Raw genomic sequence first — 13,742 nt, forward strand, 5'->3', positions numbered from 1 at the left:
TTGAACTTTTGCCTGATCGTGACGTGCCGCCTCGACGCGCTACAGTCAGCTACAACGTCCAGGAGGATTTGAATAATGCCTCGTCCAACAGATCTGAGCCGCCGCAGCTTCCTCGTCGGCGCCTCGGCACTTCCGCTCGCCGGCGGGCTCGCCGCCCCCGCCTATGCACAAGCCAATTTTCCGACCCGGCCGATCACGCTGATCGTTCCCTTCGCAGCCGGCGGCTCGACTGACATCGTCGCGCGCCTCGTCGGGCAGAAGATGGGCGAGCTGCTCGGCCAGTCCGTGGTGATCGACAATCGCGCCGGCGCCGGCGGCAATATCGGCTCGACGGCGGTCGCGCGCGCGACGCCGGACGGCTACACGCTGCTGATGGGCACGATCTCGACCCATGCCCTCAACCCGGCTATCCTCAAGACAGTGACCTTCGACGCGGTCAAGGATTTCACGCCGATCTCGCTGCTGGCCGTTGTGCCCAATGTCATGGTCGTGCATCCGAGCTTCCCGGCGAAGACGGTCCAGGAGGTCCTGAAGGTCCTGAAGGACAATCCGGGCAAGTACTCCTATGCCTCTTCCGGCGTCGGCACGCCGCTGCACCTCTCGGGAGAGCTCTTCAAGTCGCTCGGCGGCGTCAGCATGAACCATGTGCCGTATCGCGGCGCCGGGCCCGCGCTGAACGATGTCGTCTCCGGCGCGGTGCCGATCATGTTCGACAACCTGCCCTCCTCGGCGCAGTTCATCCGCACCGGGCAATTGCGCGCCATCGGCGTGACCACCAAGGAGCGGGTTTCGTCCTTCCCGGATCTGCCGACGATCGCCGAAGGCGGCCTTGCTGGCTACGAGACCTACACCTGGAACGCGCTCTTCGGCCCCGCCAACATGCCAAAGGCGGTCGTCGACAAGATCAATGCCGCGGCGAACAGCTCGCTGACCGATCCGACCGTGAAGCAACGGCTGGAGGATGTCAGCGCCGTCATCGTCGGCTCAACCCCGGAAGCCCTGGGCGAGCACGTCAAGGCTGAGCTGGCGAAATGGGCGCCGATCGCCAAGGCCTCGGGCGCGGCAGTCGAATAGCGCGGCGCTATCGTCCGGACGCGGCGGCGGCTCGCGCTTCCACCAGCGCGAGCGCCGCTTCGACGGCATTCGCGGCCGGGCTCGGCCCGGCACGATGCATCTCGCGCTCGACTCCGGCGAAACCATCGAGCTGGCGCGTGCGCGCAGCCCCCTCCGGGATCACTGCGAGCAGCGCCTGCGTCAGCGCGTCCGGCGTCACCTCGTCCTGGATGAACTCGGGAACGATATTCTCGCCGAGAATGAGATTGGGCAGGATCACGGTCGGCAGCTTGATCAGGCGGCGCGCCAGTGCAGCCTCCCAGCCGGCGCCACGATAGGCGGCGACGGTCGGGACCTGCGCCAGAGCGAGCTCGAGGGTGACCGTGCCGGACGCAGCGAGCGCGGCACGCGCCTGACGGAACGCCGCGAGCTTGGCCGCTTCGCCCGTGACGATCTCCGGCTTCACCGACCAATCCGCAACGACCTGGCTGATCGTGTCGGCCAGACGCGGCACAGCCGGCAGGACGAAGCGCGCCTGCGGCAAGGCCTGGGCGATACGAGCGATCGTCTCGCCGAAAGCCGGCATGAGATGGCGGATCTCGGAACCACGGCTGCCGGGAAGCACGAGAATGAGGGGAGCCGCCGCATCGGCACGCAAGCGGGCCTCGTCGACATCGGGGCGCAGCTCATCCAGACGCTCGATCAACGGGTGCCCGACATAGACAGTCTCCGGTCCGCCGAGGCGCGCCAGAGCTTCCGGCTCGAACGGCAGCAGCGCCAGGATGCGGTCGACATGCGGGCGCATGCGCCGCGCCCGGCCTTGTCGCCAGGCCCAGACGCTCGGGCAGACCCAATGCGCGATCGGCACGGCCGGCTTGAGCCTGCGCAGCTTCTTGTCGACGCGCAGCCCGAAATCCGGAGCGTCGATCGTCAGCATCAGATCGGGAGCGAACGCCGCCGCGGCCTTCGCAGCGTCAGATATCCGCCGCAGCAGCAGCGGCAGGCGCGCCACGACCGGACCGAATCCCATCACCGCGATGTCTTCCTGCAGGAAGACGCTCTCCAGCCCTTCGGCCGCCAGGACTTCGCCACCGACGCCGCGAAGGTCTAGCGGCCGGTTGCCGAGGTCACGGCGGAGCTGCTGCACGAAGCGGGCACCGAGCGCGTCGCCGGAGGCTTCGCCCGCGACGATGAAGAGCCGGAACGGCCGGATGCTCACGACACGCCCTCGATGAAGATGCCGGCGGCATCGGCTTGGGCCGCGAGGCGGGCACGGTCGCCGACCAGGACGCCCCCGGCGCGCACCGCGATTCCGGCGAGCCCTGCCTCGGCAACACGCGCGACGGTGTCCGGTCCGATCGCTGGCATATCGACGCGCAGATCCTGGCCGTGCTTCGGCGCCTTGACGAGGACGCCGTCGCCCTTGCCGAGCTTGAGGCGCCCTGCCCTAACCAGAGTTGCGACGCGTTCGAGCATGGCATCGGTGCCCTCGGCCGCCTCGACCGCAATCACGCGATGATCGGCGATCACGGCGCCTTGGCCGATATCGAAAGGCGACAGCGCCGCCAAGAGGTCGAAGCCGCGCAGCAAGGCGTCGCGGGCGACCGAAGCCGGCACCGTCCGTCCGAGAGCCCCGAGCGGCGCGACGATTTCCGGCGCCATCTCCGCCGGGCTCCCGACCCGAAACCCCTGCCCCTCGAAAAAGCTCACGACACCCCGAAGCAGGTGATCGTCACCGCCCTGGAAGGCGCGCGCGAAATGCGGCAGGTACTTCAAGGTCGACAGCTCGGGCGCCAGCGCACCGAAGCTCGGGCGCGGCAGCGCGCCGATCATCACGATGTCGGTGACCTCACGACGTTTGAGCGCATCGAGCAGGCGGCCGAGCTGGCCTAGGCGATATTCCTGCGCGTCGCAGCCGGGAAAATCAGCAATGTTCGCCGCGCCCGACAGCGCCGCGACATAGACCTCAGCACCTGCGGCCCGCGCATTGCGTGCGACATGCGCCGGGTACTCGCCGGCGCCGGCCAGGATGGCGAGACGCAGCCCGGATCGTTTGCCGGGCCCTTCCGCGGGGCCCGTGTTCACCGGTCCGGCGCGGTGACGTCGTGCGGCACGCAGATTGCGCGCTCGCCGCCGCTGCGGATGAAGTCGAGGATCTCGTGGATCAGCGGATGCGAGGCGAACTCGCTGGCGACGTCCTCGACGCGCTCCGACAAGGTGCCTTCATCGGCGAAGAGCAGACGGTAGGCACGGCGCAGCTCATGAATCTGCTCGCGGGAGAAGCCGCGGCGCTTCAGGCCGACCAGGTTGAGGCCGGCGAGATGAGCCGGGTTGTCCCGCACCATGCCGAACGGAATGACATCGTGCATCACGCCGGCACCGCCGCCGATGAAGGCGTGATCCCCGACGCGGATGTACTGGTGCAACCCGGTCCCACCGCTGACGATGACGAAATCGCCGACGGTGACGTGCCCGGCGCACATCACATTGTTCGAGAAGATGACGTTGCTGCCGATGATGCTGTCATGACCGACATGCGAGTTGGCGAGGAACAGGCCGCGATCGCCGATCACGGTCTTCATGCCGCCGCCCTCGGTGCCCGGATTCATCGTGACACCTTCACGAATCACGCAATCGGCACCGATGGTTAGCGTCGAAGGCTCACCCTTGAACTTCAGATCCTGAGGTGGATGCCCAATCGAGGCGAAGGGGTAGATCTTCGTGCGGGCGCCGATGCTGGTGATACCCGCAACCGCGACATGGCTGATCAACTCGACCCCGTCATCGAGCGTGACCTGCGGACCGACCGTGCAGAACGGACCGACGACGACTCCCTCGCCCAGCCGTGCAGCGGGGTCGACGACCGACATCGGGTGGATCGTGGCACTCATGAAATGGGACCTGTCGACTTGGATTCTGGTCGGAAGCAGCGGCGCGGGGTCAGACTGTGCCGCGTTTCACATCACCATGGCGGAGAGCTCGGCCTCGGCGACGAGAACGCCATCGACCTTGGCCTCGCCGCGGTAGAACCAGATGTTGCGCTTGCGCGCGATCTTGGTGAGGTGAAAGCGCAGGCTGTCCCCCGGAATCACCGGCTTGCGGAACTTGACCTTATCTATCGTGGTGAAGAGCACGGTCGAGACCGCAGCCTCATCGTCGCCGCGCGAGCTCACAACGAGCACGCCCGCCGTTTGGGCCATTGCCTCGATCATCAGTACGCCCGGGAAGACGGGTCGGCCCGGGAAATGTCCGGTGAACTGAGGTTCGTTGACGGTGACGTTCTTGATGCCGACGCCGGAAGCATCGCCATCCATCTCGATCACGCGGTCGACAAGCAGAAAAGGATAGCGGTGCGGAATGCAGGCCATGATCTTCTGGATATCGGCCACGCCGAGCGATTTCGTCGCATCCGTCATCTTATCACTTCTCCCAAAGCGCCTTCCGGCCACGCCTCCGGTCGCTCATTCTCTGCCATGCAAGCTGCATTGCCGGAAGCCGGCCGCAGATCAAGCGCTTTCGTCGCCGCCCGTCGTCTTGCCGCGCTTGGCGACAAGCTGCTTGAGCAGGGCCGACTCGCGGGCCCAGCTCAAAGCGGGTTGCGCCGGATACCCGCCATAGCGCGCGCCGCGCGGAACATCGCCGGCGACGCCGCTCTGTGCCGCAATCTGCGCGCCCATGCCGATGGTCAGATGGCCAGCCAAACCGACCTGCCCGCCGAGAACGACAAAGTCCTCCAGCGTGCTGGAGCCGGCGATGCCGACCTGCGAAACGATCACGCAATGGCGGCCGATCACGCAGTTATGGCCGATCTGCACCAGGTTATCGATCTTGGTGCCCTCGCCGATCACGGTATCGCGGCTGGCCCCGCGGTCGATGCAGCTATTGGCGCCGATCTCGACATCGTCCTGAATGATGACGCGGCCGACCTGCGGCACCTTCATGTGCCCCTTCGGGCTCATGGCGAAGCCGAAGCCGTCCTGGCCGATGCGCACGCCGGGATGAATGATGACGCGGTTGCCGATCAGCGCGCTTTGCAAAGTGCTGCCGGCACCGATGCTGCAGTCCCGGCCGATCCGGACCTGCGGCCCGATCACAGCCTGGGGGCCGATGATGCTGCCGGCACCGATTTCCGCACCGGGTCCGATCACGGCACCGGGGTCGACGGTGACATCGGCTTCGAGCCGCGCCGTGGCGTGGACGAAGGCGCCCGGAGCAACGCCGGCCGAGCCGAACATCGAAGCCGGTCGCAAAGCCTGCGGATGGAAGGTGGCGAGCAGCTTGGCGAAGGCGTGGTAAGGCGCCGGAGTCACCAGCGCGACGGTGCCCGCCGGCACGCGATCGGCAAAACGCGGCGAGACGAAGCAGAGCCCGGCCGATGTGCCGGCCAGCGCCGCGACATATTTCGGGTTGTCCATATAGGCGGCGTCATTGGCGCCGGCCGTCTCGAGCGGAGCCGCGCCTTCGACCCGGCGCGCCGGGTCGGCGCCCTCAGGCAGTGTGAGGCCGCAAAGCGAAGCGACCTCGTTGAAGGACAACGAGGTCGCCACGGGAAAGAAACTGGGATCTGCCATGAGATGGTCCGTCGCAGGGCGCGAGACGCGCCCTGCTGGGGGTCAGAAGCGAGCGCCGCCCGAGAAGCGGAAGGCCTGCAGACGGTCTCCGCCGTACTTGGCGGTGATACCGGTACGCGGATCGGTACCGATCTGACCGTCGTCCTTGGTCAGCGCGTAGGCGTAGTCGAAGCGGATCGGGCCGAGCGGCGACTGCCAGAGCAAGCTGACGCCGATCGACGAGCGGATCACGTTCTTGTCGCGAACGCAGGCCACGTTGGACTGGTAGATCGACGTCGACGCCACGTTGAACTGGCGCGCCTCCGAGCCGGCCGGGCAGCCCGCGAAGGACCCATTGGTGATGCTCTTCGAGCCGCCGTCATAGTTGAACAGCGTACCGGCGTCGGCGAAGACCGCGCCCTTCAGGCCAAGGTCCCGCGGCAAGCCGAAGATCGGGAACTGCACCTCGAGCGAACCGCCGAAATAGGTGGTGCCGCCGAGCGCATTCGCCGTCGGATCGTTGAGCACGTCGCGCGGGCCGATACCGGACGGCGCGAAGCCGCGAACCAGTGTCGGTCCAAGGAAGTAGTGGTCGATCATGCGCAGATCGCCGCTTGTCGCCTGGACGTGACCGCCCTGGACGCGCGCGATACCGACGAAGTCGTCGAGGAACTCCTTGTAGTAGCGCGCATCGGCGCTGACGCGAAGGAACTTCGAATCGCCGCCCAGACCGGCGAACTCGGGCTTCAGCTCGGCCGTGAAGCCGTTGCGCGGGTTCTGGAAGTTGTCGAGCGAGTTGTAATTGAAGTTGAGGCCGACCAGGGAGGTCAAGGTCGTCCCCTGGGCTTCCTTCACAGCGATCGAAGCTTCGCCATTGCTCAAGCAGTTGAAGAAGTTGTTGGCCTGCGCTCCGACGGGCGTGACGCCAGGGATCGGGTAGCTACAGTCGTTATAGGGATGGCTGTAGTTGTTCGGGATTTTGATCTCGGTCGTATAGATCGAGTAGCGCGGCGTGATCGAGAACTCTTCCGTGATCGGGAAGGAGAACCGGAGCTGGCCGCCCGTCACACGGCTCTCGAAACGGCCGATATTGTAGTTGTCGTTGAACTTCGAGAACAGGTCGATACCCGCCGCGATCCGGCGACCGAGGAAATAAGGCTCGGTGAAGGAGAAATCGATGCCCTGGGTGCGCTGGCCCATCGTGCCGGCGATGCGGACGAACTGGCCGCGCCCGAGGAAGTTCGATTCCGAGAGCGAGATTTCGCCGATGATACCATCGGAGGTCGAGTAGCCGCCGGCGATCGAGAACGAGCCCGTCGCCTTGTCCTCGACGTCGATGTTGACGACGACGCGATCAGGCGCGCTGCCCGGCTCGTTGGTGATCCGGACCTTGTTGAAGAAGCCGAGATTGTTCAGGCGACGCTCGGCGCGGTCGATGAAGACCTTGTTGTAGGCATCGCCTTCGCCGAGATCGAGCTCGCGACGCACGACATAGTCACGCGTACGGGTGTTGCCGCGGACGTTGATCCGCTCGACATAGACGCGCGGACCTTCCTCGACGACGTAGGTGATGCCGATCATCTGACCGTTCGCATCGCGCTCGCCGCGCGGGCGAACCTGCGCGAAGGCATAGCCGCGGCGCGAAACCTCGGTGGTCAGATTGACCAGCGACCGCTCGACCGCCTCGGCGTTGTAGGTGTCGCCGGACGAGGTGCTGACCAGCCGCTCGAGCGCGCCGGGATCGATATCGCGCAGGCGGGAATCGACCGAGACATTGCCGACGCGATACTGCGGCCCCTCGTCGACCGTGACGTCGACGATCCAGCCACCCTTGGCGTCGTCGAAGCGCGCATCGTTCGCGACGATACGGAAATCGGCGTAGCCGTTCTTCAGATAGTAGCGCCGGATCAGCTCGAGATCGGCCGCGATCCGATCGGGATCGTAGACGTCGGAGGTCTTGATGAAGCTGAGGAAGTTGGATTCCGTCGAGCTCATCAGATTGCGCAGACGCGACGACGAATAGACACCGTTCCCGGAGAAATTGATCTCCTTGATACCGGTCTTGCCGCTTTCGGCGATGGTGAAGACGACGTCCGAGCGGCCGTTCGGCAGCGCCTGAATGCGGCCGGAAATGGTCGCGGAGCCGTAACCCGCGCGACGATAGACCTCCTTCAGACGCTCGACGTCGGCATCGACCAGCGCCTGGCTCAGCGGCCCGTTGGCCTTGGACTGAACCTGACCAAGCAGGACATCGCTCTTGAGGCGACGGTTACCCTCGAAAGCGACGCGATTGATCGTGTCGTTCTCCTGGACGGAGACAACGGTCTGCGAACCGCGGCGGCTGACCTGAACATTGGAGAAGAGTCCGGTCGACAGGAGATTCTGACGAATCTCCGCCGGGCTCCCGGAACCCTGCGCGGTCACGTAGGAGCGGATCGTCTCCGCATCGACGCGCCTGTTTCCTTGGACAATCACGGCCTGCGCAAACACCACGCCACCGCTAACGGCCAACATAAAGGCCGAAAGTCCGACTGATCGAGAGAGCCGCATTCTCAAGGACCGGCTCTGAAGCGTCGACGTCATCGGGTCGCCTATTCCATTCTTGGGTCACCACCCCGTGAGGGGACCCCCGCAAGCGGCGGGAGCACGGCGACATTGAAGACCAAACGCTTCTACAAAGTTTCCCGCGGGACGCAAACCAGCATTGTCGTTAACAAAGTGTTTTTACGTCGTTCGTTGCCGTCAGGTCACGCGCGGGCCCCGATAGAATCGGGGCTCACGGCCGGAAGCGGCCAGAAAATGCCATAATCCGGCGCGTCAGCGTGGCAGGGATATCACAACCCGAAAAGCTCGGATTCGGCCGGTTCCGTTAACGGACTGCGGTCAGAGCAGCGAGCGGACATGAACGAGGTCGTTCCATGTCACGAACAGCATCAGCATCAGCACCAGGCCGAGCCCGACCCGGAAGCCGATCTCCTGCGCCCGCTCGCTCAGCGGCCGGCCACGCACCGCTTCGATGGCATAGAACATCAGATGCCCGCCATCGAGCATCGGCACCGGAAACAGGTTCATCAGGCCGATCGAGACCGACAGAATCGCGGCGAGATTGATCAGCGCGAGCAGGCCACCGCTCGAGGCGACCATTCCGGAGACCTGCGCGATACGGATCGGCCCGGAGAGCTGGTCCGTCGATTCCTTCCCCTTGATGAGCTTGGCGAGGTAGTCATAGGTCCGCTCGACCACGAACCAGGTTTCGCTCACGCCGAGCTTCAACGATTCGACCAGGCCGAAATGTTGGGTGGTCCAGTCGCTCGGCTTTGACGAGGCCTGCACGCCGATGATGCCGAGACGCTGCTTGCCCAAGGGCGAGGAGGTCTCGACGAGATCCGGCGTCACGGTCAGGACCATGGTCGCTCCGTCCCGCTCGAACGTCACCGGCAGAGGCTCGCTCGGACGGGTCGAGATCTGGCGCTGCAGATCGGAGAAGCTCTTGATCTCGCGATCCTCGACCTTGAGAATCAGGTCGCCGGCCTTCAGGCCCGCCCGCTCGGCCGCGCCCCCCGCCGTGACCATCTCGACGCGCGGCGCCAGCACCGGCTTGCCGAAGCTGTAGGCCGTGACCGCGAAGATCGCGATCGCGAGCAGGAAATTCGCGATCGGCCCAGCAGCGACGATCGCCGCACGCTCGGCGACGGACTGGGCCGGGAAGGAGCGCTCGCGCTCTTCGCGGCTCATATGCGCCACGGCTTCGCCGTCCGGCGTGCTCGAGGCGTCGGCATCTCCGGAGAATTTGACGTAGCCCCCGAGCGGGATCAGCGCGAAGCGCCAGCGCGTGCCATGCTTGTCGTTGAAGCCGAAAAGCTCGCGGCCGAAGCCGATGGAGAAGACCTTGACGTCGACGCCGCACCAGCGCCCGACCAGGAAATGGCCGAGCTCATGGACGAACACGACGATGGTCAGGACGAACAGGAAGGGCACGAGGTAGCCCAGCAGGAAGCTTCCCGCGTGCCAGACCGATCCCAGGATATCCATAAAACTCTCCCGACTTACCGCCACTAGGTGACAGCGAAGCGGCCTTCCGACAAGAGGAGCCGGGTGCGGTTTCTCGCATCTTGGTCAATCGCCAGCGCCGCGGCGACGCTCGCCGGCGCCTCACGCCCCTGCCCGCTCGGCTGCGCGCAGACGGCTTCGACCAGGGCCGGGATCGCCCAGAACGGGATCTGACGCGCGAGGAAAGCCGCCACGGCGATCTCGTTCGCGGCATTCAGGATTGCCGGGGCAGCCCCGCCCTCCGCGAGCGCCGCCATCGCCAGACCGAGCGCCGGAAAGCGCGCAAGATCCGGGCGCTCGAAGACGAGCGGCGCACAGCTCGCGAGGTCGAGGAACCGGTCCTGCGGCGCGTCGAGCCTGCCATCGACACCGAGACAATGCGCCGCGGCGACGCGCATGTCGGGGATGGCCATGCCGGCGCTCACGGAGCCGTCGCGGAAATTGACCAGCCCGTGCACGATCTGCTGCGGGTGGACCAGCACGTCGATCTGATCGGCGCCAAGCTGGAACAGGAAGCGGGCCTCGATCAGTTCGAGTCCCTTGTTCATCATGCTGGCGGAATCGATCGTGATCTTGGCGCCCATCGCATAGTTCGGATGGGCGAGCGCCTGCTCCGGCGTCGCCGCAGCGATCCGCTCGGCTCTCCAGGTCCGGAACGGGCCGCCCGACGCGGTCAGCGTCATCGAGCGGATCGCCGAGACCGGCTCGGTGCCAAGCACCTGGAACAGGGCATTATGCTCGGAATCAAGCGGCAGGATGCGCGCCCCGACCCGGGACGCCTGAGCCATCACGGCCTCGCCGGCGCAGACCAGGCTCTCCTTGTTGGCGAGCGCGACGACGCGCCCGGGTAGGAGCGAGGCGAAAGTGGCCTCCAGGCCGGCGGCGCCGGAGATCGCGCTGACGACGATGTCGCTATCCAGGCTTGCAGCCTCGAGCACGGCAGTGCGCCCGGCACCGTGCGCGATGCCGCTGCCGGCGAGCGCTTCGCGGAGCGCGCCGGCAAGCGTCTCGTCGGCGATCGCAGCAAAGCGCGCCCCGGTTTCGCGCGCCACCTGCGCCACGCCCGACACGTCGCGACCTGCAACGACTGCGGCCACCGCGAGGTGGTCCGGATTCTCGGCGATGACATCGCGGGCGGAACGGCCGACGGAGCCGGTCGCTCCGAGGATGGTGACAAGACGGCGCATGGTACGATCAGTGCCCCAGACGGGCGAGATAAAGCAGCATGCCCGCGAAGACCAGCACGGCCCAGTAGCCGTCGAGCCGGTCGAGGAAACCGCCATGGCCGGGGATTAGGCGGCTGGAGTCCTTGGTGCCGAAGCGGCGCTTGATGGCCGATTCAAACAGGTCCCCGGCCTGGCTGAAGACCGAGGCCGCGAGCGAGATTGCGAACACCATAGCAAGGCCGAGCCCCGTCGCCACCGGCGACAGGTACCAGACCGCCAGCCCCCCTGCCGTACCGGCCGCAGCGCCGCCGAGGGCACCCGACCAGGTCTTCTTTGGACTGACGCTCGGCATCAGCTTCGGGCCACCCAGGGCACGGCCAGTGAAATAGGCGGCGATATCGGTGAACCAGACCACGGCGAAGGTCCAGACGATCAGGAACAGCCCGATCTCCGGCACCTGGCGCAACGCCGGCGTGACAAGGGCAAAGCAAAGCGCATAGGCGACGCCGCAGGCCTCCAGCATGCGGCGATCATCGACCTGCGTGGTCACGACCGCGCCGGCCAGGGCCAGCACCGCCGCGGAGCCTGCCAGCGCCGGGTCGCTCACCGGCGCAAAGCCCAGCGCGAATCCGGCGAGGGCGACACCGATCCCACCAGCGATCGCGTTGCGCGCACTGATGATGGCGAGCCATTCATAGGCAACAAGGCCAGCCACCAGCACCCAGACAAAACGGAATGCAGGACCGCCGAGCAGCGTAACCGCCAGAATCACGGCAGCCAGCACCAGCGCGGACAGGACGCGCAGACGCAGTTCGGAAGCGCCGGCCTTCACAGCGTCGCCGGAAGGCTCATTCACGCGACCCCCACATTGCAAGCTGCCGGCTGGTTGACGCCGCCGAAGCGACGCTCGCGGCGGTGGAACTCCGCCACCGCATCCTCGAGTGCCTTGCGGTCGAAGTCGGGCCAGAGGACGGGCGTGAAGACGAACTCGGCGTAGGCGGCCTGCCACAGCAGGAAGTTGGAGATGCGGGTCTCGCCGGAGGTCCGGATCACCAGATCGGGCTCCGGTAGGTCTCCGGTGTCGAGCCGGGAGGTCAGCATGTCCTCGTCGATCGCCTCCGGGCTCAGCCGGCCGGCTGCAACGTCGGCAGCCAGCGCACGGGTGACCCGCACGAGCTCGTCGCGGGAGCCGTAATTGAAGGCCACGACCAGGGTAAGGCCGCGATTGCCGGCGGTCATGCTCTCGGCGCGCTCGATCAGCTGGCGCAGATCCGGCGCGAGATCCCGGCTGCCGATGATGCGGACGCGGACGCCAGCCTCATGCAACTCGGCGAGGTCGTTTTCGACAAAGCGGCGGAGCAGGCCGAGCAGGAAGGACACCTCAGCCTTCGGCCTGCGCCAGTTCTCGGTCGAGAAGGAATAGAGCGTCAGGACCCGAATGCCGAGCTCGCCGGCATTGCGGACAGCGCGGCGCAGGGACTCGAGCCCGCGGCGATGGCCTTCCTGCCGCGGCAGGCCGCGCATCTGCGCCCAGCGGCCGTTGCCGTCCATGATGATCGCGACATGGGTCGGGGCCGATTGGATGCCGGGCGATACCGGGCGCGGGCCGTCTGACATTCCTATGCCTCTTCGGGCCGAGCCCGTCCGTCGATGATTGCAGGTCCGTGCCGCGGCTCAGACGTGCAGGATTTCCTTTTCCTTCGACGCCAGCGCCTGATCGATCTCGCCGATGTGCTTGTCGGTCGCCTTCTGGACCTGGTCCGACTGCTTGGCGACGTCGTCCTTGGGCAGGTGACCGTCCTTCTCGAGCTTCTTGATCAGGTCGATGCCGTCGCGGCGGACATGGCGGACTGCGATCTTCGCCTCTTCGGCGTATTTGTGCGCGACCTTGACCATCTCCTTGCGGCGCTGCTCGTTCAGCTCGGGGATGCGGATGCGCAGCACCTGGCCTTCCGTCTGCGGGTTGAGGCCGAGATCGGATTCGCGGATCGCCTTCTCGACCGCCTGGACCATGCTGCGATCCCAGACCTGGACCGAAAGCAGGCGCGCCTCGGGGACGCTGACGGTGGCAAGCTGGGTCAGGGGCGTGCGCGCGCCATAGGCTTCGACCGTGATCGGATCGAGCACATTGGCCGAGGCGCGGCCGGTGCGCAGCGAGGCGAGATCGCTCTTGAACGACTGGACGGCGCCGTCCATGCGGCGGTTCAGGTCGGCGAGATCGAAAGTGGTTTGGGCCATCGTCTTCAAAACCTTGTCGAAACCCGGCAGAGGACCGAACCGGAAATGCGCGCGACCATGGCGAGCGGCTCGCGCAGGGTCAAGGATTTCATGCCTCGGTGGCACTTTGCCGGAGCAAGCTGGATATCGGCTTCCCGGTAGCGCGTACTGCACCTGCCCGGAAAGCCTTGCGGCGGCGACCATGCCGCCCTTTGCTTCATAGCCGATCTGGAAGGCAGCGCCAGCCCATCGGCCTTCCATTCTGAACAACCGAGGAGCAAGCCAGTGCCCCGCCTCAACCGCATCATCGAGACCGCGCTCTATGTCGACGACCTCGAGCGCGCCCGCGACTTCTACGAGGTCAAGCTCGGCCTGCCCCCCATGCTCAAGACCGGGACGCTGTTCGCCTACGATGTCGGCGGCGCCAGCGTGCTGCTGCTGTTCCTGCGTGGCCAGTCGCTCAGGACGCAAATGTCGGCCGGCGGCAGCATACCGCCGCATGACGGCTCCGGCCCACTTCACATCTGCTTTGCCGTCGATCTCGACGAACTCGCCCTCTGGGACGAGAGGCTGCAGCAGCAGGGGATTGCGATCGAGGGCCGGATGAGCTGGGACCGCGGCGGCAGGAGCCTCTACTTCCGCGATCCCGACGGCCACATGCTCGAACTGGCGACGCCTGGCCTGTGGCCAAATTACTGAGCCGGCG

The 13,742-nt window shown here is 66.2% G+C and carries 13 protein-coding genes; 2 read left to right on the forward strand and 11 right to left on the reverse strand.

Annotation, left to right across the window (positions count from 1 at the left end):
- The first annotated feature begins 75 nt into the window (after positions 1 to 75).
- Positions 76 to 1,074, forward strand: coding sequence for a Bug family tripartite tricarboxylate transporter substrate binding protein (locus tag RKE40_RS05230; protein WP_316017181.1), 999 nt, complete (start codon positions 76 to 78; stop codon positions 1,072 to 1,074).
- A 7-nt stretch (positions 1,075 to 1,081) separates the two neighbouring features.
- Here the strand turns inward: RKE40_RS05230 and lpxB are convergent, their stop codons facing one another.
- From lpxB to frr, 11 genes are all read right to left on the reverse strand, one after another.
- The gene (gene lpxB / locus RKE40_RS05235; protein ID WP_316017182.1) at positions 1,082 to 2,272 is read right to left on the reverse strand and encodes a lipid-A-disaccharide synthase; all 1,191 of its coding nucleotides are present in this window, start codon (positions 2,270 to 2,272) and stop codon (positions 1,082 to 1,084) included.
- On the reverse strand, positions 2,269 to 3,138 hold the full coding sequence (locus RKE40_RS05240) for an LpxI family protein (RefSeq protein WP_316017183.1): 870 nt from the start codon (positions 3,136 to 3,138) through the stop codon (positions 2,269 to 2,271). Before RKE40_RS05240 ends, lpxB begins: the two co-directional genes overlap by 4 nt.
- The gene (gene lpxA / locus RKE40_RS05245; protein WP_316017184.1) at positions 3,135 to 3,944 is read right to left on the reverse strand and encodes an acyl-ACP--UDP-N-acetylglucosamine O-acyltransferase; all 810 of its coding nucleotides are present in this window, start codon (positions 3,942 to 3,944) and stop codon (positions 3,135 to 3,137) included. Before lpxA ends, RKE40_RS05240 begins: the two co-directional genes overlap by 4 nt.
- 66 nt (positions 3,945 to 4,010) lie before the next feature.
- Positions 4,011 to 4,469, reverse strand: coding sequence for a 3-hydroxyacyl-ACP dehydratase FabZ (gene fabZ / locus RKE40_RS05250; protein ID WP_316017185.1), 459 nt, complete (start codon positions 4,467 to 4,469; stop codon positions 4,011 to 4,013).
- A 90-nt stretch (positions 4,470 to 4,559) separates the two neighbouring features.
- Complete coding sequence (lpxD, locus tag RKE40_RS05255) at positions 4,560 to 5,624, reverse strand: UDP-3-O-(3-hydroxymyristoyl)glucosamine N-acyltransferase (protein WP_316017186.1); 1,065 nt, start codon at positions 5,622 to 5,624, stop codon at positions 4,560 to 4,562.
- Positions 5,625 to 5,666: 42 nt separating this feature from the next.
- The gene (bamA, locus tag RKE40_RS05260; RefSeq protein WP_390893234.1) at positions 5,667 to 8,186 is read right to left on the reverse strand and encodes an outer membrane protein assembly factor BamA; all 2,520 of its coding nucleotides are present in this window, start codon (positions 8,184 to 8,186) and stop codon (positions 5,667 to 5,669) included.
- Positions 8,187 to 8,486: 300 nt separating this feature from the next.
- Positions 8,487 to 9,635 (reverse strand): RIP metalloprotease RseP, encoded by a 1,149-nt coding sequence (rseP, locus tag RKE40_RS05265; protein WP_316017188.1) that lies wholly within the window; start codon positions 9,633 to 9,635, stop codon positions 8,487 to 8,489.
- A 23-nt stretch (positions 9,636 to 9,658) separates the two neighbouring features.
- A complete protein-coding gene (dxr, locus tag RKE40_RS05270) occupies positions 9,659 to 10,840 on the reverse strand; it encodes a 1-deoxy-D-xylulose-5-phosphate reductoisomerase (protein WP_316017189.1) in 1,182 nt (393 codons plus the stop codon).
- 7 nt (positions 10,841 to 10,847) lie between these two features.
- Positions 10,848 to 11,651 carry a phosphatidate cytidylyltransferase gene (locus RKE40_RS05275; RefSeq protein ID WP_316017190.1) on the reverse strand — a complete coding sequence of 268 codons (804 nt, stop codon included), beginning with the start codon at positions 11,649 to 11,651 and terminating at the stop codon, positions 10,848 to 10,850.
- 20 nt (positions 11,652 to 11,671) lie between these two features.
- On the reverse strand, positions 11,672 to 12,436 hold the full coding sequence (locus RKE40_RS05280) for an isoprenyl transferase (protein WP_316017191.1): 765 nt from the start codon (positions 12,434 to 12,436) through the stop codon (positions 11,672 to 11,674).
- A gap of 57 nt (positions 12,437 to 12,493) precedes the next feature.
- On the reverse strand, positions 12,494 to 13,057 hold the full coding sequence (frr, locus tag RKE40_RS05285; RefSeq protein WP_316017192.1) for a ribosome recycling factor: 564 nt from the start codon (positions 13,055 to 13,057) through the stop codon (positions 12,494 to 12,496).
- A 264-nt stretch (positions 13,058 to 13,321) separates the two neighbouring features.
- On the opposite strand from frr, the gene RKE40_RS05290 reads away from it, so the two are divergent.
- On the forward strand, positions 13,322 to 13,735 hold the full coding sequence (locus RKE40_RS05290; protein WP_316017193.1) for a VOC family protein: 414 nt from the start codon (positions 13,322 to 13,324) through the stop codon (positions 13,733 to 13,735).
- Positions 13,736 to 13,742 lie beyond the last annotated feature (7 nt).

Origin of the sequence: Allobosea rubneri (genome assembly GCF_032464875.1) — a bacterium.
Lineage (GTDB): Bacteria > Pseudomonadota > Alphaproteobacteria > Rhizobiales > Beijerinckiaceae > Allobosea > Allobosea rubneri.

What these genes read in the sequence shown, in the direction of transcription:
- RKE40_RS05230 (WP_316017181.1), top strand. Translation starts at nt 76, where the DNA reads ATGCCTCGTCCAACAGATCTGAGCCGCCGCAGCTTCCTCGTCGGCGCC.
- lpxA (WP_316017184.1), bottom strand. Translation starts at nt 3,944, where the DNA reads ATGAGTGCCACGATCCACCCGATGTCGGTCGTCGACCCCGCTGCACGG.
- fabZ (WP_316017185.1), bottom strand. Translation starts at nt 4,469, where the DNA reads ATGACGGATGCGACGAAATCGCTCGGCGTGGCCGATATCCAGAAGATC.
- lpxD (WP_316017186.1), bottom strand. Translation starts at nt 5,624, where the DNA reads ATGGCAGATCCCAGTTTCTTTCCCGTGGCGACCTCGTTGTCCTTCAAC.
- bamA (WP_390893234.1), bottom strand. Translation starts at nt 8,186, where the DNA reads ATGACGTCGACGCTTCAGAGCCGGTCCTTGAGAATGCGGCTCTCTCGA.
- rseP (WP_316017188.1), bottom strand. Translation starts at nt 9,635, where the DNA reads ATGGATATCCTGGGATCGGTCTGGCACGCGGGAAGCTTCCTGCTGGGC.
- dxr (WP_316017189.1), bottom strand. Translation starts at nt 10,840, where the DNA reads ATGCGCCGTCTTGTCACCATCCTCGGAGCGACCGGCTCCGTCGGCCGT.
- RKE40_RS05280 (WP_316017191.1), bottom strand. Translation starts at nt 12,436, where the DNA reads ATGTCAGACGGCCCGCGCCCGGTATCGCCCGGCATCCAATCGGCCCCG.
- frr (WP_316017192.1), bottom strand. Translation starts at nt 13,057, where the DNA reads ATGGCCCAAACCACTTTCGATCTCGCCGACCTGAACCGCCGCATGGAC.